Annotated in this window: 19 protein-coding genes; 9 read left to right on the top strand and 10 right to left on the bottom strand. The window is 71.5% G+C overall.

Annotated features, from left to right (window positions below; all coding sequences use genetic code 11):
• Positions 1-318: 318 nt before the first annotated feature.
• The gene (locus ACZ3IJ_RS29325; RefSeq protein ID WP_361768246.1) at positions 319-873 is read left to right on the top strand and encodes a DJ-1/PfpI family protein; all 555 of its coding nucleotides are present in this window, start codon (positions 319-321) and stop codon (positions 871-873) included.
• 267 nt (positions 874-1,140) lie between these two features.
• Here ACZ3IJ_RS29325 and ACZ3IJ_RS29320 read toward each other — a convergent pair whose 3' ends face one another.
• Both ACZ3IJ_RS29320 and ACZ3IJ_RS29315 read right to left on the bottom strand, forming a co-directional pair.
• Positions 1,141-1,800: an HAD family hydrolase gene (locus ACZ3IJ_RS29320; RefSeq protein WP_467472981.1), complete on the bottom strand. Its 660-nt coding sequence runs from the start codon at positions 1,798-1,800 to the stop codon at positions 1,141-1,143.
• A 128-nt stretch (positions 1,801-1,928) separates the two neighbouring features.
• Complete coding sequence (locus ACZ3IJ_RS29315) at positions 1,929-2,435, bottom strand: DUF6912 family protein (protein ID WP_391797064.1); 507 nt, start codon at positions 2,433-2,435, stop codon at positions 1,929-1,931.
• Positions 2,436-2,804: 369 nt separating this feature from the next.
• Between ACZ3IJ_RS29315 and ACZ3IJ_RS29310 the strand changes: the two genes are divergently transcribed.
• Positions 2,805-3,287, top strand: coding sequence for an Rv3235 family protein (locus ACZ3IJ_RS29310; RefSeq protein ID WP_467473214.1), 483 nt, complete (start codon positions 2,805-2,807; stop codon positions 3,285-3,287).
• A 66-nt stretch (positions 3,288-3,353) separates the two neighbouring features.
• Here ACZ3IJ_RS29310 and secA read toward each other — a convergent pair whose 3' ends face one another.
• A complete protein-coding gene (gene secA / locus ACZ3IJ_RS29305; protein ID WP_467472978.1) occupies positions 3,354-6,161 on the bottom strand; it encodes a preprotein translocase subunit SecA in 2,808 nt (935 codons plus the stop codon).
• Positions 6,162-6,476: 315 nt separating this feature from the next.
• Here secA and ACZ3IJ_RS29300 point away from each other — a divergent pair, with 315 nt between their 5' ends.
• Positions 6,477-7,058, top strand: coding sequence for a GNAT family N-acetyltransferase (locus tag ACZ3IJ_RS29300; protein ID WP_467472976.1), 582 nt, complete (start codon positions 6,477-6,479; stop codon positions 7,056-7,058).
• Between the two features lie 94 nt (positions 7,059-7,152).
• Entirely contained in the window at positions 7,153-8,316 is a 1,164-nt protein-coding gene (locus tag ACZ3IJ_RS29295) for a winged helix-turn-helix domain-containing protein (RefSeq protein WP_467472974.1), read from the top strand.
• On the opposite strand, the gene ACZ3IJ_RS29290 is transcribed toward ACZ3IJ_RS29295, so the two are convergent.
• The 6 genes from ACZ3IJ_RS29290 to mtrA all read right to left on the bottom strand — a co-directional run bounded on the left by ACZ3IJ_RS29290 (position 8,309) and on the right by mtrA (position 15,766).
• The gene (locus ACZ3IJ_RS29290) at positions 8,309-9,064 is read right to left on the bottom strand and encodes a response regulator (RefSeq protein WP_467472972.1); all 756 of its coding nucleotides are present in this window, start codon (positions 9,062-9,064) and stop codon (positions 8,309-8,311) included. The two genes, ACZ3IJ_RS29295 and ACZ3IJ_RS29290, sit on opposite strands and share 8 nt — an antisense overlap.
• A gap of 208 nt (positions 9,065-9,272) precedes the next feature.
• Positions 9,273-9,953: a ribosome hibernation-promoting factor, HPF/YfiA family gene (gene hpf / locus ACZ3IJ_RS29285; RefSeq protein ID WP_352187385.1), complete on the bottom strand. Its 681-nt coding sequence runs from the start codon at positions 9,951-9,953 to the stop codon at positions 9,273-9,275.
• A gap of 294 nt (positions 9,954-10,247) precedes the next feature.
• Positions 10,248-11,039, bottom strand: coding sequence for a ComF family protein (locus tag ACZ3IJ_RS29280; RefSeq protein WP_467472968.1), 792 nt, complete (start codon positions 11,037-11,039; stop codon positions 10,248-10,250).
• Positions 11,040-11,165: 126 nt separating this feature from the next.
• Positions 11,166-12,938: an LpqB family beta-propeller domain-containing protein gene (locus ACZ3IJ_RS29275; protein ID WP_467473212.1), complete on the bottom strand. Its 1,773-nt coding sequence runs from the start codon at positions 12,936-12,938 to the stop codon at positions 11,166-11,168.
• A 127-nt stretch (positions 12,939-13,065) separates the two neighbouring features.
• Positions 13,066-15,087, bottom strand: coding sequence for an MtrAB system histidine kinase MtrB (mtrB, locus tag ACZ3IJ_RS29270; protein ID WP_467472966.1), 2,022 nt, complete (start codon positions 15,085-15,087; stop codon positions 13,066-13,068).
• A gap of 1 nt (position 15,088) precedes the next feature.
• Positions 15,089-15,766, bottom strand: a complete 678-nt coding sequence (mtrA, locus tag ACZ3IJ_RS29265) for a two-component system response regulator MtrA (RefSeq protein WP_009333493.1) — start codon at positions 15,764-15,766, stop codon at positions 15,089-15,091.
• Between the two features lie 442 nt (positions 15,767-16,208).
• Here mtrA and ACZ3IJ_RS29260 point away from each other — a divergent pair, with 442 nt between their 5' ends.
• From ACZ3IJ_RS29260 to ACZ3IJ_RS29240, 5 genes are read left to right on the top strand one after another with little or no spacing between them, the layout of a single operon-like run.
• A complete protein-coding gene (locus ACZ3IJ_RS29260) occupies positions 16,209-17,441 on the top strand; it encodes a DUF7847 domain-containing protein (protein WP_467472964.1) in 1,233 nt (410 codons plus the stop codon).
• Between the two features lie 22 nt (positions 17,442-17,463).
• A complete protein-coding gene (locus ACZ3IJ_RS29255; protein ID WP_467472962.1) occupies positions 17,464-18,135 on the top strand; it encodes a DUF4129 domain-containing protein in 672 nt (223 codons plus the stop codon).
• Positions 18,132-19,331: a DUF4350 domain-containing protein gene (locus tag ACZ3IJ_RS29250; protein WP_467472960.1), complete on the top strand. Its 1,200-nt coding sequence runs from the start codon at positions 18,132-18,134 to the stop codon at positions 19,329-19,331. The genes ACZ3IJ_RS29255 and ACZ3IJ_RS29250 overlap by 4 nt, the downstream gene beginning before the upstream one ends.
• A complete protein-coding gene (locus ACZ3IJ_RS29245) occupies positions 19,328-20,311 on the top strand; it encodes an AAA family ATPase (protein ID WP_391797055.1) in 984 nt (327 codons plus the stop codon). Before ACZ3IJ_RS29250 ends, ACZ3IJ_RS29245 begins: the two co-directional genes overlap by 4 nt.
• 12 nt (positions 20,312-20,323) lie before the next feature.
• Positions 20,324-21,634, top strand: a complete 1,311-nt coding sequence (locus ACZ3IJ_RS29240) for a DUF58 domain-containing protein (RefSeq protein WP_467472958.1) — start codon at positions 20,324-20,326, stop codon at positions 21,632-21,634.
• Between the two features lie 33 nt (positions 21,635-21,667).
• Here ACZ3IJ_RS29240 and ACZ3IJ_RS29235 read toward each other — a convergent pair whose 3' ends face one another.
• Positions 21,668-22,168, bottom strand: coding sequence for a hypothetical protein (locus ACZ3IJ_RS29235; protein ID WP_467472956.1), 501 nt, complete (start codon positions 22,166-22,168; stop codon positions 21,668-21,670).
• Between the last annotated feature and the right edge of the window lie 236 nt (positions 22,169-22,404).

Raw genomic sequence — 22,404 nt, 5'->3', positions numbered from 1 at the left:
CGGTGTTACCGGTCGGAGTCGACGTTATGCCGCGATGAGAGATGTCCGAGCCGTTATCGGCCATTTCTGGCGCCGTGCCCAGGACGGGAGAATCGGCGAACGCCATGTCCGCCCGGACGCCGTGGCGCTCCGGGCGATGGCCGGGGGCTTCGCTGCCCCCTCGGCGTATCGCGCTGATCACGGGAAAAGCCTATCGCTCCCGCCCCCCCGATCGTCATGGTCCGTATGTGTACAAAAGAGGGGGTGGAAGTTTGACGTTATGGACAGCGACACAGTGTCCTGTGGCAGGGAGCCGAGATCCGAGATCCGGGAGTCGCCATGGCAAAGATCTTGATCGTGACCGGGGACGCGGCGGAGTCGCTGGAGGTCATGTACCCCTACCAGCGGCTCCTCGAGGAGGGGTACGAGGTCCATATCGCGGCCCCGGCGCGCAAGCAGCTGCGGTTCGTGGTGCACGACTTCGAGCCGGGTTACGACACGTACACCGAGAAGCCGGGGTACAGCTGGCCCGCGGACCTGGCGTTCTCGGAGGTGGACCCGGGCGACTACGTGGCCGTGGTGATCCCGGGCGGCCGGGCGCCGGAGTACCTCCGCAACGACCCGGAGCTCCGCAAGATCCTGAAGTCCTTCTTCGACGCGGACAAGCCGGTGGCCCAGATCTGCCACGGCCCGCTCCTGACGGCGGCGATCGGCGGCCTGGAGGGCCGCAGGGTCACGTCCTACCCCGCGCTCGAACTGGACATGCAGGCGGCGGGCGCCACGTTCCAGGACACGGAGGCGGTGGTGGACGGCACCCTGATCTCCTCCCGAGCCTGGCCGGACCACCCGGCCTGGATGCGAGAGTTCCTGAAGGTCCTCCGCGAGACGACCTGACCCCCGACGCGCCCCGCAACAGGGGAGCCCCGCAGCCGGCCCCTCAGCGGTACGGGCCGGCGCGGCCTCCCACCGCCCCGCAGCCGCCGACGACGGTCGACCACCCACAGGGAGACCCGCAGCCGACGTCTCAGTGGTACGGGTGGTGCGGGTGGGAGCAATCAGCCCGGCCGAAGGCCGGGCGCACCCCCACCGGCCCGCACCCCCACCGGCCCGCACGCGCACCCGCACCCGCACCCGCACCCGCACCCGCACCCGCACGCGCCCCTACACAAGCTCCTCCGCCACCGCGACCGCCTCCGCCAGCGAGTCCACCACCGGCACCCCCGCCGCCTCCAGCGACGCCCGGCTGTGCGACCCCCCGGTGTACAGGACCGCCCGCGCCCCCACGTGCGCCGCCGCCCGCGCGTCGTCGGCCGCGTCACCGATGACGACGACCCGCTCCGGCGGAACGCCCGTGAGCGCCGCCAGGTGCCGCACCATGTGCGCCGACTTCCCCTCCGTGGACGAGCCGATCCGCCCGTCCACCCGTACGAACCGCGTCTCGATCCCGTGCCTCCGCACGAGCGGGACCAGCTCAGCATGCGGCGCCAGCGAGAGCAGCGACTGCGTGAACCCGGACTCCTGCCGCGCGGCCAGCAGCTCCGCCGCCCCGGCCGTCAGCACGCACGCCTCGGCCCGCTGCCAGTAGTGCCGGTGGAAGGCACCGTCCATCAGCACCCACTCGGCGTCCGTGGGCAGCCGCCCCATCAGCCGTTCGTAGAACTTCGGCACGGGAACGGTGTAAAGGTCCCGGTACCGCGCCAGCGTGATCGGTTCGAGCCCCAGCTCGGCGAAGGCCGCGTTCGTCGCGCCGATGACCGCCTCGATGTCGTCGAGCAGCGTGCCGTTCCAGTCCCAGACCAGGTGCTTCCCGTGCTTCCCCATGCCAAGACGGTACCGGTCCGCACCGACAGAGCCCTCGGCTCGGGCCCCGGCCAGCAGCGAGCCCGCAGCCCCGGCCCCCGGGCCCCCGACCAGCAGCCTCCGGCCCCGCGGCCCCCCGGCTTCCGGTCTCAGCCCAGCAGACCCGGGATCTCCTGGACCCCGAACCAGAGCAGCTCGTGGTCCTCGGCCCCGTCCACCGTGAACTGCGCGTCGTCGTCGCCCTGGTCCGCCGCGCCCAGCGCGTCCGCCGCCGCCGAGACGTCCGCCTCCGCGTCGTCCGCGTCGGCGTGCACGGCGGCCGCCTTGGCCAGCGGTACGGCTCCGGCGACGCGGACCTCGCCCAGCGAGCTCGCGTCCAGCCCTCGGTCCGGGTCCACGACCGCGTCCTTGTCCGGCACGTCGACGGCGACGACGATCCGGCGGCGCGCGGCCGACGGGTCCCCGGCGAGCTGCCGCAGCGACGCGGCCGCGGCCCGGCTCAGCGCCGCGTACTCGAGCTCCTCGATGTCGTCGGAGACGTACCACTCGCGCAGCGCGGGGGTCACCGCGTAGGCGGTCAGCGGGCCGGGGCCCAGTTCGCCCGCCTTGTGCGCCTGTGCGAGACCGGGGAGGGTCAGGGGGACGTACACGCGCATGGCTGGCCGCTTTCGTAGTCGGAAACGCCCTCAGGATACGTGCGGAGTCCCCCTTCGGGGTCCCCAGGAGGCCGTCTCGTCGGTCCACCCGAGGCATCCCCGCACCCCGCTCCGGAAGACCCGGAGAGCCGCTCCCTCACTCTGATAGGTGAATCCGCCGGACGGCCGCGCGGACGCCCCCGCCGCCTTGCGAGGCCGCGAGCCGCCCCCGTACAAGATCCCCAGCAGAAGTTACCGCCCGGTAGAGCACCGGACGCGAGGGATCGGGGACCACTCATGGACATCGCCACCACGACGACGCGTACGCCCGGAGCCACGACGACGCGCACGCCCGAAACCACGACGACGCGCACGCCCGAAGCCACGGCCATGGCCACGACCCGCCCCCGGACCCCCCGCCCCCGCTCGGCCCCCCGCGGCCCCGCCGGAACCCGCCCCCGCGGCGCCGCCGGCTCCCGCCCCGGGACGGCATCCCCACCCGCCCGTACGGCTCCGCGCGTGCTCCCGACCCACGCCCACTTCGCCGAGCGCCTGCTGCTCGTCCTGAGCGGTCAGCGGCCCGTGCACTGGATGCTGGGCCAGACCGTGGGAGAGGCGTACGAGCAGCTGGTCCAGCTCGCCCCCACCACCCCCTTCGGAGGTCCCGGCATCCGCCCCGTACTCCGCAGCTGCCGGGCCCAGCCCGCTCAGGACGCCCTGGAGGCGTTCGCCAGCGTCGCCACGGACCGGGGCGTACGCGCCATGGCCTTCCGCCTCGAACTCGGCGCCGACCGCCGCTGGCGCTGCGCCGCCGTCGAGCTTGACGGCCTCCACACGCGCGTGCCCGCCCAGCTCCGGCCGACCCGCCGATGAGCGCCCCGGCCATGACGAAGGGGCCGGCCACCTCACCAGGTGTCCGGCCCCTCCTCCCCCGGGGGGTTACTTCTTGCGGCGACGCCCGCCGCTGCTCTTCTGCGCCTTGCGACGCTCCGCGCGCGTCAGCCCGTCACCGCCGGCCGCGGCGTCCTCGCTGACGAAGTCGCCCTCGACGACGCTGCCGTCACCGTCCACCTTGGGCGCGGTGTAGTGCAGCCGGTCCGGCCGCTGCGGGGCCTCCAGGCCCTTGGCGCGGATCTCCGGGCGTCCGGCCGGAGCCGGCACCGCGTCCTTGGTGAGGGAGGGAGCCGCGTCCTGTACCGGGACCTCCTCGACCTGCTGCTCGACCTGGACCTCCAGGTTGAACAGGTAGCCGACGGACTCCTCCTTGATGCCCTCCATCATCGCGGTGAACATGTCGAAGCCCTCGCGCTGGTACTCGACCAGAGGGTCCTTCTGCGCCATCGCGCGCAGGCCGATGCCCTCCTGGAGGTAGTCCATCTCGTAGAGGTGCTCGCGCCACTTGCGGTCGAGCACGGAGAGCACCACGCGGCGCTCCAGCTCACGCATGATGTCCGAGCCGAGCGACTTCTCCCGGGCGTCGTACTGCTCGTGGATGTCGTCCTTGACGGACTCGGCGATGAACTCGGCCGTGATGCCCGCGCGGTCGCCGGCCGCGTCCTCCAGCTCCTCCACGGTCGCCTTCACCGGGTAGAGCTGCTTGAACGCGTTCCAGAGCCGGTCGAGGTCCCACTCCTCCGCGAAGCCCTCGGCGGTCTCCTGGCGGATGTAGTCGTCGATCGTGTCGTCCATGAAGTGCTGGATCTGCTCATGCAGGTCCTCGCCCTCCAGGACGCGGCGGCGCTCGCCGTAGATGACCTCACGCTGGCGGTTGAGGACCTCGTCGTACTTCAGGACGTTCTTACGCGTCTCGAAGTTCTGGGTCTCGACCTGGGACTGCGCGGAGGCGATGGCGCGCGTGACCATCTTGTTCTCGATCGGCACGTCGTCCGGCACGTTGGCCATGGCCATGACGCGCTCGACCATCTGGGCCTTGAACAGGCGCATCAGGTCGTCGCCGAGGGAGAGGTAGAAGCGGGACTCGCCCGGGTCGCCCTGACGGCCGGAACGGCCGCGCAGCTGGTTGTCGATCCGGCGCGACTCGTGGCGCTCGGTGCCGAGCACGTACAGCCCGCCGAGCTCCTTGACCTCTTCGAACTCCGCCTTCACGGCCTTCTCCGCGCGCTCCAGGGCGCCGGGGAGGGCCGCGGCCCACTCCTCGACGTGCTCGACCGGGTCCAGGCCGGCCTGGCGCAGCTCCGCCTCGGCGAGGTCGTCCGGGTTGCCGCCGAGCTTGATGTCGGTGCCTCGGCCGGCCATGTTCGTGGCGACGGTGACGGCGCCCTTGCGGCCGGCCTGGGCGACGATCGTCGCCTCACGGTCGTGCTGCTTGGCGTTGAGCACCTCGTGCTGGATGCCGCGCTTGGAGAGCTGCTGCGAGAGGTACTCGGACTTCTCGACCGACGTCGTACCGACGAGGATCGGCTGGCCCTTCTCGTGCTTCTCCGCGATGTCGTCGACGACGGCGGCGAACTTGGCGACCTCGGTCCGGTAGATCAGGTCCGACTGGTCCTTGCGGATCATCGGCCTGTTCGTCGGGATCGGGACGACGCCCAGCTTGTAGATCTGGTGGAACTCGGCGGCCTCGGTCATGGCCGTACCGGTCATGCCGGAGAGCTTGTCGTAGAGGCGGAAGAAGTTCTGCAGGGTGATCGTGGCGAGCGTCTGGTTCTCGTCCTTGATGTCCACCCCTTCCTTCGCCTCGATCGCCTGGTGCATGCCCTCGTTGTAGCGGCGGCCGGCGAGGATACGGCCGGTGTGCTCGTCGACGATCATGACTTCGCCGTCCATGACGACGTAGTCCTTGTCCTTCTTGAACAGTTCCTTGGCCTTGATGGCGTTGTTCAGGTACCCGACGAGCGGGGTGTTCACCGACTCGTAGAGGTTGTCGATGCCCAGCCAGTCCTCGACCTTGGCGACGCCGGACTCGTGGATGCCGACGGTCCGCTTCTTCTCGTCGACCTCGTAGTCGCCGGTCTCCTCGATGCCCTTGAGCGGGTTGCCGGCCTCGCCGCGGGAGAGGCGGGTGACCAGCTTGGCGAAGTCGCCGTACCACTTGGTGGCCTGGTCGGCCGGGCCGGAGATGATCAGCGGCGTACGGGCCTCGTCGACCAGGATGGAGTCGACCTCGTCGACACAGGCGAAGTTGTGGCCGCGCTGGACGAGCTCGTCCTTGGACCACGCCATGTTGTCGCGCAGGTAGTCGAAGCCGAACTCGTTGTTCGTGCCGTACGTGATGTCGCAGGCGTACTGCTGGCGACGCTGGGCCGGCGTCATGTTGGCCAGGATGCAGCCGACCTGCAGGCCCAGGAACTTGTGGACGCGGCCCATCATCTCGGAGTCGCGCTCGGCCAGGTAGTCGTTCACCGTGATGAGGTGCACGCCCTTGCCGGACAGCGCGTTCAGGTACGCGGGGAGCGTGCCGACGAGGGTCTTGCCCTCACCGGTCTTCATCTCGGCCACGTAGCCGAGGTGGAGGGCGGCGCCGCCCATCAGCTGCACGTCGTAGTGACGCTGGCCGAGGACGCGCTTGGCGGCCTCGCGGACGGTCGCGAAGGCCTCGGGGAGCAGGTCGTCGAGGCTCTCACCGTCGGCGTACCGCTGCTTGTACTCATCGGTGAGCGCCCGCAACTCGGCGTCGGAGAGGTTGACGAAGTCCTCTTCGATGGAGTTGACCTGGTCCGCGATGCGGTGCAGTTTGCGCAGGATCTTGCCTTCGCCTGCACGCATGAGCTTGTTGAAGACGGACACTGAGGCTGGTCTCCTTGCCGGTCGGGCCTGGCACTGGGTCGTGTGATGGACTCGGGCGCGGGCACGGCAGGTGGTCCCCACCGCAACGGCCATCGTAAGCGAGACCGCCGCCGCGCCGGGAGGCCCGAAGGGCCGGAGCGTCACCGCTGCCCGGAATGAGAACGCACGAGACGCTCCGAAGGTGCCGCCGGGCCCGAAAAGCGATCGTTTACGGGTCCGGGTTTCCAGCATCCGGAAGTTTCCGCTCCGGAGCACGGACTTCCGGGATACGAAAAGTGTTCGACCCATCACGGTCCGGACGCCACAATTCCATCCATGGAGCCCACGACACTCACCACGGAACGCCTCACCCTCGGCCTGTTCGGCCCGGAGGACGTCGACGAGGTCCACGCCATCTGCCAGGACCCGGACATCCAGCGCTGGACGACGGTGCCGTCGCCGTACGGGATCGAGGACGCCGAGTTCTTCCTGAACCGCGTCGTCCCGGACGGCTGGCGCGACGACACCGAATACGCGTTCGCCGTACGGCTCCGTGAGGGCGGCCCGATCCTGGCCGCCGTCGCGCTGCACCACCCGCGCGCCGGGTGCTGGGAGGTCGGCTTCTGGACGGCCAAGGAGCACCGGGGCCGCGGCTACATGACGGAGGCCGTCCTCGCCCTCGCCCGCTGGGCCTTCACCGACCTTGCCTGTACGCGCCTGGAGTGGCGGGCCGAGGTCGGCAACGTCGGCTCGCGGGCGACGGTCGAGAAGGCCGGGTTCCGGATCGAGGGCGTCCTGCGGGCCGCGCTGCCGAACAAGGGCACCCTCCGGGACAGCTGGGTCGGCGCCCTGCTCCCCTCGGACCTGGGCCTCCCCGGCCCCGTGCCCTACCTGCCGGCCGCCCGTCCCGAGGCCTGATCGCCGGCCTGTTCCGGCCCTGGCCCGCCCGGAACTGTCCGGAGCTTCACGGCCCGGGCCCCGACTGTCGGTGCCGCCCTCTAGGGTGCGGATCATGACCACTGTGCCGCCGCCCGTCGCCGAACTGTCCGCGGACGAAGCCCGCCGGATCGCCCTGCGCGCCCAGGGATTCCTGGGCGCCCCCGACCGCCGCGCGGGGGTGCGGGGCGTCCTGCGCCACCTCGGCCAGGTGCAGCTCGACACGATCTCCGTCCTGGCGCGCTCGCACGAGCTGATTCCGTACGCCCGGCTGGGCGCCGTGGGCCGTTCGACGGTCGAGAAGGCGTACTGGACCGACGCCCACGCCTTCGAGTACTGGTCGCACGCGGCGTGCGTCCTGCCCGTCGAGGAGTGGCCGCTCTTCGCCTTCCGGCGCCGCGCCTACCGCTCCCGCCCGCAGTGGTACCACCACCTTGCGGACGGTGCGTACGACGCGGTGATCAAGCAGCTGCGGACCGAGGGGCCGCAGACCGCGACGGAGCTCGGCGGCGCGAAGAACAAGGGCGAGTGGTGGGACTGGTCCGAGTCGAAGGTCGCCGTCGAGCGGGCGCTGATGTACGGCGAGGTGGTGTGCACCGAGCGGCGCGGCTGGAAGCGGGTCTACGACCTGGCCGAACGGGCGATCCCGGGCGCCGTGCTCCACGACGACCTGGACGACACCGAGTGCCTCCGGCGCCTGGTGCGGCAGGCGGGCGAGGCGCTTGGCGTGGGCACGCGCGCGGACATCGCCGACTACCACCGGCTGAAGACCGAGCAGTTCGACAGGGTCGTGGAGGCGTCAGGCCTCGTCCCGGTCGCGGTGGCGGGCTGGTCCAAGCCGGCCTGGGCGGATCCGGCGGCGCTGGCGAGCGAGCCGCGGGGCAGGCACCGTACGACGCTGCTGTCGCCGTTCGACTCGCTGATCTGGGAGCGGGCGCGGACGGAGCGGATCTTCGGCTTCACGCACCGCCTGGAGGCGTACGTGCCGAAGCAGAAGCGCGTGCACGGCTACTTCGCGATGCCCCTGCTCGCGGGGGGCAAGCTGCTGGGCCGGGTCGACCCGGCGCGCGAGGGCAGCACCCTGGTGGCCCGCCAGGTGTCGCTGGACACCCCCAAGGCGGTCGGCCCGATGGCGCAGGCCCTGCGCGAGGCGGCCGAATGGGTGGGCTGCGACGCCGTACGGATCGAACGCACCAACCGCCCGGACCTGACCCCCGCCCTGACCGAAGCCCTCACCTGATCTCGAGGATCTTCTCCCGCATCGCATAGACGACGGCCTCCATCCTGGAGTGCAGCTGCAACTTCTCCAGGATGTTCCGCACGTGGTTCTTCACCGTGTTCTCGGAGATGAACAGCTCCTTCGCGATGTCCCGGTTGTTCATCCCGGTCGCGACGAGCTTGAGGACCTCCAGCTCGCGGTCGGTCAGCCGCGGGGCCGGGACGAGGCGGCGCTCGTCCGTGCGCTGGATCATCGACTTGAATTCGGTGAGGAGCTTGGACGCCATCGAAGGGCTGATCTGCGACTGCCCGTCGGCCACCGCGCGAATCGCGGTCGCGACCTCGTCGGTGGAAATCTCCTTCAGGAGATATCCGGTCGCCCCCGCTTTGATCGCGTCGTAGAGATCGGCCTCCTCGTCGCTGATCGTCAGCATGATGATCTTCGCACTGGGAGCCACCTCCTTGATGGAGGTGCACGCCTCGATGCCACCCCGCTTCGGCATCCGGACATCCATCAGGACGATGTCGGGCAGCAAATCCGCTGCCTTGTCGACGGCTTCGGCCCCGTCGCCCGCCTCTCCGACGACCTGGATGTCCTCCTCCTGGGCGAGGACGATCTCCAGGCCCCGACGGAAGAGGGCATGGTCGTCCACCACGAGGACCCGGATCGGCTCTTTGCGGGACTCCCCGCTGTCCGATTCCGATCCCTCGGTGATGGCCGCGCCATCGGACTCCCGCCCGCTGTGCACCGGCCCGAAGCTGTCCGCCATCGTTCCTCCCCCTGAAGGCCGTGGCCTGAATTCGTGTTCGGTCCTTCAACCTCTGCTCTCGGACCAGAGGTTGGCGTGCACGCCATGATTTCATGCCCGGGCGACGACGCGGTGATCCCGTGGGAGCACGGGGGTGCCCCTGGGGGCGCATGGGGCGCTCCAGGGGCACCGTGACGGACAGATATGGGTGTGGTCCTGCGGCTGCGGGTCAGCCGCCGAGGGCACCACCGGCGCCGCCACCCTCGGCGAGCGGGTCGCTCTCCAGATGGATGACGCCGTAGTCGTACGCGTGCCGCCGGTAGACGACACTCGGCTGCTTCGTGTCGGAGTCGACGAACAGATAGAAGTCGTGACCGACGAGCTCCATCTCGTAGAGCGCCTGGTCGAGGGTCATCGGGGCGGCCCTGTGCGTCTTCTCCCGGACCACCAGGGGGCCTTCGCCCTGCACTTCGATCGAGCCCATCATCGTGGTGGGCACTTCACCGGTCTCGTCGGCGACCAGCTGGCCGTTCCCGTTGAGCTGGGCCACGCCCGGCACCACGTCGGCCACCTCGGCCGCGGACAGCCTGCCGTTGCCGCGGCGCGTGTACCGCTTGTCGTGCTGCTTGCGCAGTCGCGCCTCGAGCTTGCCGTGGGCGAGGTCGAGCGCTGCGTACGGGTCGCCTGCCGCCGCTTCCGCCCGGATGACCGGGCCTCGGGAATGGACGGTGATCTCCACACGGTCGGACCGGTCGGCCTGCCGCGGGTTGTGCTCCTTGGACACCTCGACGTCGAGGCTGATCACCTTGCCGTCGAGCTTCTGGATCTTCTCCAGCTTCAGCTTCTCGGCCACGTGCTTGCGGAACCGCTCGGGCACCTCGGTCTTGCGGCCCTTGACGACGATGTCCACGCAGAACTCCGTTCCCGGATCGCTCAGCTCGGCTCCTAGGCCGCTGAGCTTCTCCCTTTGCACCAGACTCCGGTGAATGCCGGAGTCTCGGACTTGGCGACGTTCACCTCCTCCTCCCCAGCCGGGGAGATCCCCACCCCACCAATCTGAGGTTAATTCGCCCTGAACTCCTGTCCTGTAGGCGCACCCGTGCATTCGGTGAGGCGTAGCATTCGCCGTTCCTCACAACCGAACATAGCTCGTTCGGTCGGGTGTCGGCACCCGCTGCAGCCACATACCTCCGTACGGGTGTTTTCACCTCTCATCACCTGCAACGATGCAACTCACCAGTCCGTTCCGGTTTATATCGAACGACGACGGCGAACAGGCGACCACCGCGGCCGCGGGCCGTACGAATCGGCTCTCCGTTCCGCCGCCGCCCGAGGTCGAGATGAACGGCGGGTGTACGGCGCCGAGTGCCCGCACCGCCTCCGCCAACGAGGCGCCCGTCGTCATCAGATCGTCCACCAGCACCACCTGCCCGCGCTCGACGAGCCGCACACCGCCCTTCACGATCTCGAGCGCCCCGGCCAGGTTGGCGAACCGCGCGTGGGCGGAGAGCCCCGACTGGTCCGCGACTCCGCGGCGCTGACGCAGTACGGGAATCACCCGAGCGGCCCGCCCCCGACGGCGCAACCGGCCGGCGGCGGCCAGCGCGATGCGGCGGGTCGGATCGTGGCCACGCGCCCGCACCGAGCGACGGGACGAGGGCACCGGTACGAGGAGAAGGGGGAGGGCCCCCGGGCCGTCACAGTGCCCGACAGCGGCTTCCACGGCGCCCGCGAGCGCGGACCCGAGTGGCCCGGCCAGGGAGAGCGCGCCGCGTTCCTTGTGCGCGAGCAGCACGGAACGCACGGCGCCGGCGTACGGAGCGGCGGCATGCACGCTCGGCAGCCCGGCCGGCTCGGGGACCGGACGGACCAGCCGCGGCCCCCTTCCGGTCAGCTCCGCCCGGCAGGACGGGCACAACTCCGTACGGGGCCTGCCGCAGCCTCCGCAGGCGACCGGCAGCACCAGTCCGGCGATCTCGCGCCACCACCCCCGCATGGCTCCCACTGTCCTCCTGACCGACCGGCCCGGCCACCCCTGTGGACAGCGGCCCCGGCCTGTCTGTGGACAACGGGCGGCCCGGGCGGCACGCAGCGGCTTCCCCGGGATCACCCGGGCGGTCGGCTACCCCGGGTAGACCGGCGCGGAACCCGCGACCTTGACCAGTCGCTGCCAGTTCGCGCCCGGCGCGAGCCGCACGATGCCGTCGTTGCCGGAGTCGGCCACCACCGGGGCCTTGTCGTCGTTCGGCGCGGCCACCGCCGTCACCCCGTTGAGCCCCGGCAGCACCGAGGTCGCCGAGGTCGCCCCGTCCGTCTGGACGTACCGGACCTGCTGGACCCCGCCGGCCTCCTTGCCGACCACCACGAGCCTGCTCGGACCGGCCCAGGACACGGCCGTCACGGCCTCCATGCGCGGCGCCACCGGCTGCAGGTCCGCGACCGACACGGTCGCCCCCGCCCCGTCGGCCGCGCGCTCCACACGCCCGATCTTCAGCGCGGTGCTGCCGTCCTTCTCCTTCAGGACCAGGGCCATCCGCACACCGTCCGCCGAGACCCTCAGCGACTGGACGCGCGCCCCGTCCGCCAGCCAGGGAGCCCGTACCTCCACGGGCGTGCCCTCGCCGTCCGGCACCATCCACAGCCGCGGCTTCGCAGGGTTGCGGTCCGCGACCCACAGGTCGCCGCGCCCGTCCCAGCTCGGCGCGGACAGCCGGTCCTCGGGCCTGGCCGCGGTACTCGTCACCAGGGCCGGGCGCAGCTCGTGGTCGGTGAGGATCGACGCCACGCGCAGCTCACGCCCGTCCTTGCCGACCCCGGCCGCACGGCTCTCGTCCCGGTCGACCGCGACCGACCGCAGCGGCGTCGCCCCCTTGCCGAACGGCCCCGGCGTCACGTCCGCCTGCGCGTCCTCCTTGCCGCCGACCGGCAGCGTCTTCAGCGAGCCGTGTTCGTCGACGAAGAACGGGTTCTCGGCCAGGCCCGAGTCGCGCACCGGCGCGAACTCCTCGGCCTGCGCCTTGGAGAGCACGCACAGCCGCCCGCCGTCGGAACCCCGCTGCAGCTCCACCTGCTCGACCCGTACGGACGTCAGATCACCGAGCGTGAAGAGCAGCTGTGCCGCCATCCGCCGGCACACCTCCCCGCCCACCCGGTCCGCCTTGGCGTTGAGCGGCACCTTCAGCGTGGACTGGTCGTCCGTCGCGAGCGTGGTGACGCCCTCCTTCAGCTCCGTACCCGACGGGAACCGTGAATCGACGGCCGGCTTCAGCCAGTTCGTCGGCCCCTCCAGGAGCGCCTTCACGGTCTGGGTCACCGGATCCATCCGGGTCACCGGGTCCTGCCGCTGCCGGATGTACACCGGGTCGGCGACGACCCAGTCCTCCCCCGAGGCGAAGTAGTACGTGTTGACGGAGCGGTAGTTGCGCTGGAAGTCGGCCTCACTGAGCACGAGCCCGGACGGCAGGTGGTCGATGCGCCACTCCCTGCCCTTGCCGTCCGCGGCGGGCTGCTGCACGACGTGGATGAAGTCCTTGTACTCGGCCGGGTTCCTCGGCTGGTAGGCGTGCCGGGCGTCCACGGTCGCGATCTGCCGGCCGCGGATCGGATAGGACCGGCCCTCGTTCTCCGCGTCGGCGAGCCGGTCCGCCTGCTCACGGTCGGGCGCGGTCGTCAGCACGGTGATGCTCTGCTCCGGCTTCCAGGCCCGCGCCGCCTGCTTCGTCAGATACTTCCTGGCCGTGGCGAAACCCGGGTCGTCACTGGTCATCGCCTCCAGGAAGCCGTCGACGATCTCGTCGGGCTGCGCGTTCTCCCGCGGCTGCACGGCGTAGACCCGGACCTGCGAGTCGCCCGGATTGGACGCCTTCACCTGCTGGACGTCCCCGCTGTCGGGCATCGTCGCGCAGCCGGCCACCAGCAGCCCTCCGCACGCCAGCAGCAGGCTCGTCCGCACCGGTCGGGCGGACGAGCGCGCGGCAGCGGCTGTCCCGCTGTCGACGGCCGCCTTCCGCTCTCCTCGGAAGTCAGCGCCCACGTGTCCCGTCCTCCCCCTCGGCGTGCGTCGACGCCCTCGCCTCGCTGCTGCTGTCCGCCTCGGTCGTCGCCCGCGCGACGACCCGGGCGCCACTGCCCGGCAGCGCCGTCGGATCCGCCGTGGCCCGCGGCGCCGGCGGCATCCGCGGCGGTACGGGCAGGGCGGGGCGGTCCCCCGCGGGCTGCACCGGCAGCGCCACCTGACGCCGGTCGCCGTCCCCCGTGCGCCCTTCCGTCCGCCCCTGGGCGGGGGTCCGGACCTGAGCCTGCTCGCGGTTGCGCCGCGAGTCCTCCGGCTCCAGGGGAATCGGGGATCCGCGCAGCGGCTCGTCCGCGGTGCGCGGCAGGGTGAGCCGGAACTGCGAGCCGCCACCGGGCTCGCCCCAGGCCTGGAGCCAGCCGCCGTGCAGCCGCGCGTCCTCCACGGCGATCGACAGGCCGAGGCCCGTCCCACCGGTGGTACGCGCGCGTGCCGGGTCAGCCCGCCAGAACCGGTTGAACACCCGGGTCGCCTCGCCCGGCTTGAGTCCCACCCCGTAGTCCCGCACGGCCACCGCGACGGCCCCGCCGGCCGCGGCCAGCTTGACGATCACGTCCCGGCCCTCGCCGTGCTCGACCGCGTTGACCACCAGATTGCGCAGCACCCGCTCGACCCGCCGGGCGTCGGCCTCGGCCACGACCGGCTGCTCGTCGCCGACGACGACGATCCGGCCGCCCTTGCGCTCGGCGAGCGGCTCGGCACCGCCGATCACCCGCCGTACCACCTGGCGCAGGTCTATCGGCTCGGCCTCCAGGGCCGCCGCCCCCGCGTCGAATCGGCTGATCTCCAGCAGATCGGCCAGCAGCGACTCAAACCGGTCCAGCTGGTCGCCGAGGAGCTCGGCGGAGCGCGCCGTGACGGGATCGAAGTCGACGCGGGCCTCATGGATGACGTCGGCCGCCATCCGGACCGTGGTCAGCGGCGTACGCAGCTCGTGCGACACGTCCGAGACGAACCGCCGCTGCATCCGGGACAGCTCCTCCAGCTGCTGGATCTTGAGCTGGAGGTTCTGCGCCATCTTGTTGAAGGCCTCACCGAGCCGGGCGATGTCGTCCTCGCCGGTGACCTTCATCCGCTCCTGAAGGCGGCCCGCTGACAGCCGCTCGGCCACCCCGGCGGCCATCCGCACGGGGGTGACGACCTGGCGGACGACGAGCCAGGCGATGGCCCCGAGCAGGACGACCACGAAGAGCCCGGCGGTCGCCAGGGTGCCCTTGACCAGAGTCAGGGAGTCCTCCTCCTGCGCCAGCGGGAAGAGGTAGTACAGCTCGTACTGGGTGCCCTCGGCGTCGTTGAGCCGCTTGCCGATCACCAGCGCGGACTCGGCTTCCTTGCCGTTCGTGTAGTGGATCCGCGTGTACTTCTGGAACGTGCCCGTGCCCTGCGCGACGGAGTGCCGCAGGTTTCCGGGGATGCTGGTGTCCGGGTTGACCTCACCGGAGGCACGCGCGCCACGGCTCGCGGGCCCGTCGGAGTCCTCCATGGAGAGCGCAACCACGTTGAACGCGCTCTGGCCACCACTGGCGAGCTGCTCGACCAACGTGGACCGCCAGGTCAGCGAGGAACCCGCGCGTCCGCCGTCCTGCCCGCCCGGCCCGGACGGCGTGGTCGCCGCCTTGTCCTGGGCGGCGGAGAACCCGCCGGCGGCCTGGCTCTGGGCGGCCCTCTCCTTGGCGTCGAGGAGACCGTTACGCACCTGGCCGATGACGACCAGGCCGAGCAGCAGCACGACGCCGAGCGACATCAGCAGGGTGCCCGCGACGACGCGGAGCTGGATGTTCCGCCGCCACAGCCGTACGGCGGGCAGCAGCGGACGCCGCGTCCAGCGGGCGAGGAGCCGGAGGGCCGATCCACCCGGCGTACGGCTGTGAAGCAGACGGCCGAATCGCGAGCCCCCCCGTCCCGGTCCGGCAGCCCGCCCCGACCGGACTCCCGGGTCCCCGGGCTTCGGAGCAGTACTGCCTACGCTCATGTCAGCTCGGCCCCGCCTTGTACCCGACACCACGGACGGTCACCACGATCTCCGGCCGCTCCGGGTCCTTCTCGACCTTCGAGCGCAGTCGCTGGACGTGCACGTTCACCAGTCGGGTGTCGGCAGCGTGCCGGTAGCCCCAGACCTGCTCGAGCAGGACCTCACGGGTGAACACCTGCCACGGCTTTCGGGCCAGGGCGACCAGCAGGTCGAACTCGAGCGGCGTGAGGGCGATGGACTGCCCGTCCCGCTTCACCGAGTGACCGGCCACGTCGATGACCAGGTCGCCGATGGCGAGCTGCTCGGGCGCGGGCTCCTCCGACCTCCGCAGCCGCGCCCGGATACGGGCGACGAGCTCCTTCGGCTTGAACGGCTTGACGATGTAGTCGTCGGCCCCGGACTCGAGGCCCACCACCACGTCGACGGTGTCGCTCTTGGCGGTCAGCATGACGATGGGCACGCCGGACTCGGCCCTGATCAGCCGGCACACCTCGATGCCGTCCCTGCCGGGCAGCATCAGGTCCAGCAGCACCAGGTCCGGCTTGGCCTCGCGGAATGCCGCGAGCGCCTTGTCACCGTCCGCGACGAACGACGGCTCGAACCCTTCACCCCGCAGCACGATGCCGAGCATCTCGGCCAGTGCGGTGTCGTCGTCGACGACGAGAACGCGTCCCTTCATATCGACATCATCCCATTTCCGTATCAGTCTCAAGGCGGCTGGTGAGATACCTCACTGACCAGCGGCAACGTCGGTGATCGTCCACCGCACGTCGCCCCTGTGCGTGGGCGCTGATGTCGGACATGGACCCGTAGCCCCCGTCGGCCGTCCTGAACCGTACCCCGAGCACCCGCCCCTGGCCCATGACCGAACCCGGCCCCGCCCCCTCACCACCGGCGAAGCGCCGCTTCCGCGCACGGTTTGCGGTACTGAGCGGCCATCCGCCCCTTCTGCGCCCCTCCCCGCCGAGAACCAAGGTCAGAAGGTGGCAGCGGCCCCGGCCCACCGGCGGGCCCCTCGTGGCACGATGACTCACGGCCCGCCACCCCGCACGGGGATCGGCCACTGAGACCGCGCCGGCTGTCCGAGCCGGCCCCGCGACCATTCCTCGAGGTGGACGACCGTGAACGACACTCCGGGCTGGACCTCGCCCGGATCTGCTCCCTCCGACGGCCAGGACGGTTCCGGGGTCCCCCGGCCCACCACGCCCGGTGACGCGAACGGCTCCGCCCCCCAGTGGTCCAAGGACCAGCCGCCCGCCGGCCAGTGGTCCCCGCCGACCGCCCCCGTCCCGGGACAGGGCCGACCGCCCGCCCCCGGACCGGCCCAGAACTGGGGCGGCCAGCCGCCGCACGGGAGCTGGGGCAAGCCGCCGGCCGCCAAGCCCGGAGTGATCCCCCTGCGCCCCCTGGGCCTGGGCGAGATCCTCGACGGCGCGGTGTCGACGATGCGCACCTACTGGCGCACGGTCCTGGCGATCACGGTCACCGTCGCGGTGATCTCCCAGGTCGCCGACATCCTCGCCCAGCGCTACCTCGTTCCGACGCCGCCCGAGATCAACCCGGACGCGAGCCCGAGCGAGGCCATGGCCCAGCTCGGCGACACGCTGCAGACGAGCCTCATCGCCTCCGTCCCGGCGATCCTCATCCTTCTGATGGCCACCCTCGTGAGCGCCGCCCTGCTCACGGTGGTCATCAGCCGCGCCGTGCTCGGCAGGCCGGTCTCCCTCGGTGCCGCCTGGCGGGAAGCCCGCCCCCGGCTGCTCCAGCTGCTCGGGCTCACTCTGCTGCTGCCCCTGATCGGCGCGGCCGTCATGGTCGTCGCGCTGCTCCCCGGCACCCTCCTCGGTGACGAGGCCGGCGGCGCGCTCGTCGCCCTCGGCGCGCTCGGCGGCCTGGTGGTGGTCGTCTGGCTGATGGTCCGCTTCAGCCTGGCCTCCCCGGCCCTGATGCTGGAGCGACAGGGCATCGTCGCCTCCCTGAAGCGCTCGGCGAAGCTCGTCCAGGGATCCTGGTGGCGCATCTTCGGCATCACGCTGCTCACGCAGCTGCTGCTCTTCATCATGGCGATGATCATCGCGATCCCGTTCGCGATCATCGGGATCGCCGCCGACGGCCAGGGGTTCAGCGGCCTGGTCTCGGGCTCCACCCCCGAATTCGGCTGGACGTTCCTGATCGTCACCGGCATCGGCGGCGTCATCACCAACGCGATCGCCTACCCGATCTCGGCCGGGGTGACCGTCCTCCTCTACATCGACCAGCGCATCCGTCGCGAGGCCCTGGACCTCGAACTCGCCCGCGCCGCCGGTGTCCCCGGCTACGGACCCGCCCCCGGCGACCCCGCCACCGGAGGCTGACGGGGTGATCCACACGGGGGGCATGACCACGGCGCGGCTGCCGCTACGCGGCGTCGACGACGTACCGGTGGACGTACCCCGCGTCCCCGCCCGGGAGGCGGCGGAGCGGGAACTGTCCAAGCCGATGTACCACGAGAACGACCCGAGCCTGCTCGAACGGGGCGTCGACCGCTTCCTGAAGTGGGTCGGCGGGCTCTTCGACGCCGCATCCGGGGCAACCCCGGGCGGCCTGCTCGGGCTTCTCGCCATCGTCGTGGTCGTGCTCGCCCTGGTCGGTGCGCTCTGGTGGCGGCTCGGCACCCCGCAGCCCGGCTCCTCCACCGGCGACTCCCTCTTCGACGACGGCCCCCGCACCGCCGACGAACACCGGACGGCCGCCGCCCGGCACGCCGCCGCCGGCCGCTGGAACCAGGCCCTCCAGGAACGGATGCGGGCGATCGTCCGCTCCCTCGAGGAGCGCACCCTCCTCGACCCCCGCCCCGGACGCACGGCGGACGAGGCAGCCGCCGAGGCGGCACGCAGTCTGCCCACGCACACCGACGAACTCCGCGCCGCGGCCCGCTCCTTCGACGACGTCACATACGGCGGCCGCACCGCCGACGAGTCCGCGTACCGCCGCGTCGAGGAACTCGACACGGCCCTGGAGCGGACCAGGCCGACCCTCGACGCCGCTGCCGCGGGAGGCACCGAGTGAGCCGGCCGCCCACGAGCGCCACCTCGACCTCGCTCGGCCCCCGCCAGATATGGGGCCGGGCCCGCGTCGTCCTCCTCATTCTCGGACTCGTCGTCATCGGCGGTGTCCTCCTCGCGGCCGTGCGCTCCACCGACCACCACGGCCACCTCGATCCCCGCTCCGCCGACCCCAACGGCAGCCGCGCGGTCGCAGAGATCCTCAAGGCGCAGGGCGTCACCCTCCAGGTGGTCACGACCCTCGACGAGGTGACCGCCGCCACCGGAGGCGACAGCACCCTCCTGGTCACGACACCGGACCTGCTGACCGACCATCAGCAGTTCACGCTGCGCCAGGCAATGAGCGCCTCCGACGGCCGCACCGTCCTCGTCGGCGCAGGCCATCCCTCGCTCGACACCCTGGCCCCCGGCGTCACCGCCGCCACCAGCACGTCGGTCACGAGCCGAGAACCCTCCTGCGTCCTCCCCGCCGCCGTCAGCGCCGGCCCCGTCGACCTCGGCGGCGAGCGATACACCACGGACGTCACCGACGCCACCGCCTGCTACCCCGGAGGAGGCCTGCCCACCCTGGTGGTCCTCCCGACCCCGGGCGGCGGTGACACCGTGCTCCTCGGCTCCCCCGACATCCTTTTCAACGAGCGTCTCGACCAGCAGGGCAACGCCTCGCTCGCCCTGCACCTCCTCGGCTCCCGCCCTCATCTCGTCTGGTACCTCCCCTCTCTCTCCGATGCTTCCGCCGCCGAGGGCGAGACCCCCGAGAGCACCACCGACGGCTTCCTCTCGCTCGTCCCCTCGGGCTGGCTCTGGGGCACGCTCCAACTCGCCCTCGCCGCAGTCCTCGCCGCCGTCTGGCGAGGCCGGCGTCTGGGCCCTCTGGTCACCGAACCGCTCCCGGTGGCCGTCCGCGCCTCCGAAGCCACCGAGGGCCGCGCCCGCCTCTACCGCAAGGGCAACGCGCGCGACCGCGCCGCCACCGTCCTGCGCACCGCGACCCGCACCCGGATCGCCCCTCTGCTCGGCGTCGCCGCCCAGGACGCCCACGCGCCCGAGACCCTGCTCCCCTCGCTCTCGGCCCGGCTCTCCGGAACCACCGCGGACGCCAGGGACCTTCTCTTCGGCCCGGCTCCCGCCGACGACGCCGCTCTCATCCACCTGGCTGACCAACTCGACGCCCTCGAAAGAGAGGTACGCACCTCATGAGCGCCCCGACCCCCGAGACCGCCACGAACTCGGACAGCGCCCGGGCCTCCCTGGAGGCCCTGCGCACCGAGATCGCGAAGGCGGTGGTCGGCCAGGACCCCGCCGTCACCGGACTCGTCGTCGCCCTCCTCTGCCGGGGCCACGTCCTCCTCGAAGGCGTCCCCGGCGTCGCCAAGACGCTGCTGGTCCGCGCGCTCGCGGCCACGCTCGAACTCGACACCAAGCGCGTCCAGTTCACCCCCGACCTGATGCCGAGCGACGTCACCGGCTCACTCGTCTACGACGCCCGTACCGCGGAGTTCTCCTTCCAGCCGGGCCCGGTCTTCACCAACCTGCTGCTCGCCGACGAGATCAACCGCACGCCTCCCAAGACCCAGTCCTCCCTTCTGGAGGCGATGGAGGAGCGGCAGGTCACCGTCGACGGAACCCCCCGTCCCCTGCCCGACCCGTTCCTCGTCGCCGCCACCCAGAACCCCGTCGAGTACGAGGGCACCTATCCACTCCCCGAGGCCCAACTCGACCGCTTCCTGCTCAAGCTGACGGTCCCGCTGCCTTCCCGGGCGGACGAGATCAACGTCCTGACCCGGCACGCGAACGGCTTCGACCCTCGCGATCTCAAGGCCGCCGGAGTCCGCCCGGTAGCCGGCCCCGCCGAACTCGAGGCCGCCCGCGATGCCGTCGCCAAGACCTCGGTCTCCCCCGAGATCGCCGGCTACGTCGTCGATATCTGTCGTGCCACCCGTGAATCCCCCTCGCTCACCCTCGGCGTCTCCCCCCGAGGCGCCACCGCCCTGCTCTCCACCGCCCGTGCCTGGGCCTGGCTCACCGGCCGGGACTACGTCACCCCGGACGATGTGAAGGCCCTCGCGCTCCCCACTCTCCGCCACCGCGTCCAACTGCGCCCCGAGGCCGAGATGGAGGGCGTCACCGCCGACTCCGTCATCAACTCCATCCTCGCCCACGTCCCCGTACCCCGCTGAGAACGGCGCCTCATGGCCCTCACCGGACGAACCGCGCTGCTCGCCGCCCTCGGATCGCTCCCCGTAGGCATCCTCGCCCCCAGCTGGGCGGGGATGCTCGCGGTGAACGCGCCCCTCTCACTCGCAATTCTGTGCGACTACGTGATGGCCGCGCCAGTGCGAAAGCTCCAGTTCACCCGAAGTGGTGACACAACAGTTCGACTGGGTGACAGCGCCGACGTACAGCTCACCGTGACCAACCCGTCCCGCCGGCGCCTCCGCGCCCACCTCCGCGACGCATGGCCGCCCAGCAGCTGGCTCCCTGGCACAGAACAGGCCGCCTCCCGAAGGAAGTTGACCGTCCCAGCGGGCGAACGCAGGGCTCTCACCACAGCACTCCGCCCCACCCGCCGAGGCGACCGCCACGCCGCACGCGTCACCGTCCGCTCGTACGGCCCGCTCGGCCTGGCCGCCCGCCAGGGCAACCACACCGTGCCGTGGACGGTCCGCGTCCTGCCGCCGTTCACCAGCCGCAAGCACCTGCCGTCGCGACTGGCCCGCCTCCGCGAGCTCGACGGCCGCACCAGCGTCCTCACCCGCGGCGAGGGAACGGAGTTCGACAGCCTCCGCGAGTACGTCCCGGGCGACGACACACGCTCCATCGACTGGCGGGCCACCGCCCGCCAGACCACCGTCGCCGTCCGCACCTGGCGCCCCGAGCGCGACCGTCACATCCTGATCGTCCTCGACACCGGTCGCACGTCGGCCGGCCGCGTCGGAGACGTGCCCCGTCTCGACGCCGCGATGGACGCGGCCCTTCTCCTCACGGCCCTCGCCGCACGCGCCGGCGACCGCGTCGACCTCCTGGCCTACGACCGCCGTCTCCGCGCCCAGGTGCAGGGCCGTTCCGCAGGCGACGTCCTGCCGGCCGTGGTGAACGCACTGGCCACCGTCGAACCCGAACTCGTGGAGACGGACGCCCGCGGCCTCGCGGCGACGGCCCTGGCCCGGGCCCCGCGCCGCTCGCTGCTCGTCCTGCTGACCAGCCTCGACGCCGCCCCGATCGAGGAGGGCCTCCTCCCGGTCCTCCCGCAGCTCACCCAGCGCCACACCGTCCTCGTGGCCTCAGTCGCCGACCCGTACACCGACCGCATGGCCGCCGGCCGCGGCACGATCGACGCCGTGTACGAGGCGGCAGCGGCCACCCAGGCTCAGACCCAGCGCCACCGCACCGCGGACCAGCTCCGCCACCACGGCATCACGGTCGTCGACGCCACCCCGGAGAACCTCGCGCCGGCCCTGGCAGACGCGTATCTCGCCCTCAAGGCGGCCGGCCGCCTGTAGCGCACAGCGACCGGCCACCGTTCGTTCACCGGATCAACGGAACACGACAGACGCCTCCCCGGCCGCCGCGCTGAAGGAGCCCGGGCAGAGGAACGAGCCCGAGACCTTGCTGGCGGTGAACGGCCGGTTCAGATACTTCCTGGTAGCCGCGTCACGATTCCAGACGATGTTCGTCGCCTTGTAGCGGCAGGAGACGAACGACTGCTTCCCGGTGATGTCGATGGCGTCGGTCGTCGCCGTTCCGGCGGCATCGTCGAAGGTGAAGGCCGGGTTGTTGTTGAGCGAGGCAGTGATGCCCCCGCCGCAGGCCAGGTTGCCGCCCGGCTTGTTGATCGTGGCCCGGTCGACGGTGAGCGCGCTCGGCGGGTTGGCGCTGCTGCTCGCGTTGGTCCAGCTGCAGGCGTTCCCGGCGACGACGATGACGCCGTCGACCTTGAGGTCGGCGGTGGTGTCGGCGTAAGCCGATGTGGACGCACCGATGCCGGCCGCGATCACCAGCGCGGCCAATCCACTCAGTGTGGGGGTGTACTTCATGTCGCTCCTCCTTGCCACTGCGTTGTGGGTGGGGGAACCCGAGCCGCCTGGCGGAGCCACCCGGGTTCGGAGTGCGCCACGAAGGGTGACACAACGATCGAGAGATGTCATGGCACGGTCAAGTCTTGGCCGAAAGCAGCCGAACGCAGAAATGCCTCAACCCCCGGACCAGGTCCAGGGGTTGAGGCTAAAAATTGTTCGGCGGCGTCCTACTCTCCCACAGGGTCCCCCCTGCA

The organism is Streptomyces sp. NPDC013317 (assembly GCF_055563155.1).
Note: the sequence above shows the minus strand (reverse complement) of the source record. Positions and strands in the feature narration are given on the sequence as shown.

Excerpts from the sequence above, each read along its gene's own strand:
- ACZ3IJ_RS29325 (WP_361768246.1), top strand. The coding sequence starts at position 319 with ATGGCAAAGATCTTGATCGTGACCGGGGACGCGGCGGAGTCGCTGGAG.
- ACZ3IJ_RS29320 (WP_467472981.1), bottom strand. The coding sequence starts at position 1,800 with ATGGGGAAGCACGGGAAGCACCTGGTCTGGGACTGGAACGGCACGCTG.
- ACZ3IJ_RS29315 (WP_391797064.1), bottom strand. The coding sequence starts at position 2,435 with ATGCGCGTGTACGTCCCCCTGACCCTCCCCGGTCTCGCACAGGCGCAC.
- ACZ3IJ_RS29310 (WP_467473214.1), top strand. The coding sequence starts at position 2,805 with ATGGCCACGACCCGCCCCCGGACCCCCCGCCCCCGCTCGGCCCCCCGC.
- ACZ3IJ_RS29300 (WP_467472976.1), top strand. The coding sequence starts at position 6,477 with ATGGAGCCCACGACACTCACCACGGAACGCCTCACCCTCGGCCTGTTC.
- ACZ3IJ_RS29295 (WP_467472974.1), top strand. The coding sequence starts at position 7,153 with ATGACCACTGTGCCGCCGCCCGTCGCCGAACTGTCCGCGGACGAAGCC.
- ACZ3IJ_RS29290 (WP_467472972.1), bottom strand. The coding sequence starts at position 9,064 with ATGGCGGACAGCTTCGGGCCGGTGCACAGCGGGCGGGAGTCCGATGGC.
- ACZ3IJ_RS29280 (WP_467472968.1), bottom strand. The coding sequence starts at position 11,039 with ATGCGGGGGTGGTGGCGCGAGATCGCCGGACTGGTGCTGCCGGTCGCC.
- ACZ3IJ_RS29275 (WP_467473212.1), bottom strand. The coding sequence starts at position 12,938 with ATGCCCGACAGCGGGGACGTCCAGCAGGTGAAGGCGTCCAATCCGGGC.
- mtrB (WP_467472966.1), bottom strand. The coding sequence starts at position 15,087 with ATGAGCGTAGGCAGTACTGCTCCGAAGCCCGGGGACCCGGGAGTCCGG.
- mtrA (WP_009333493.1), bottom strand. The coding sequence starts at position 15,766 with ATGAAGGGACGCGTTCTCGTCGTCGACGACGACACCGCACTGGCCGAG.
- ACZ3IJ_RS29255 (WP_467472962.1), top strand. The coding sequence starts at position 17,464 with ATGACCACGGCGCGGCTGCCGCTACGCGGCGTCGACGACGTACCGGTG.
- ACZ3IJ_RS29245 (WP_391797055.1), top strand. The coding sequence starts at position 19,328 with ATGAGCGCCCCGACCCCCGAGACCGCCACGAACTCGGACAGCGCCCGG.
- ACZ3IJ_RS29240 (WP_467472958.1), top strand. The coding sequence starts at position 20,324 with ATGGCCCTCACCGGACGAACCGCGCTGCTCGCCGCCCTCGGATCGCTC.
- ACZ3IJ_RS29235 (WP_467472956.1), bottom strand. The coding sequence starts at position 22,168 with ATGAAGTACACCCCCACACTGAGTGGATTGGCCGCGCTGGTGATCGCG.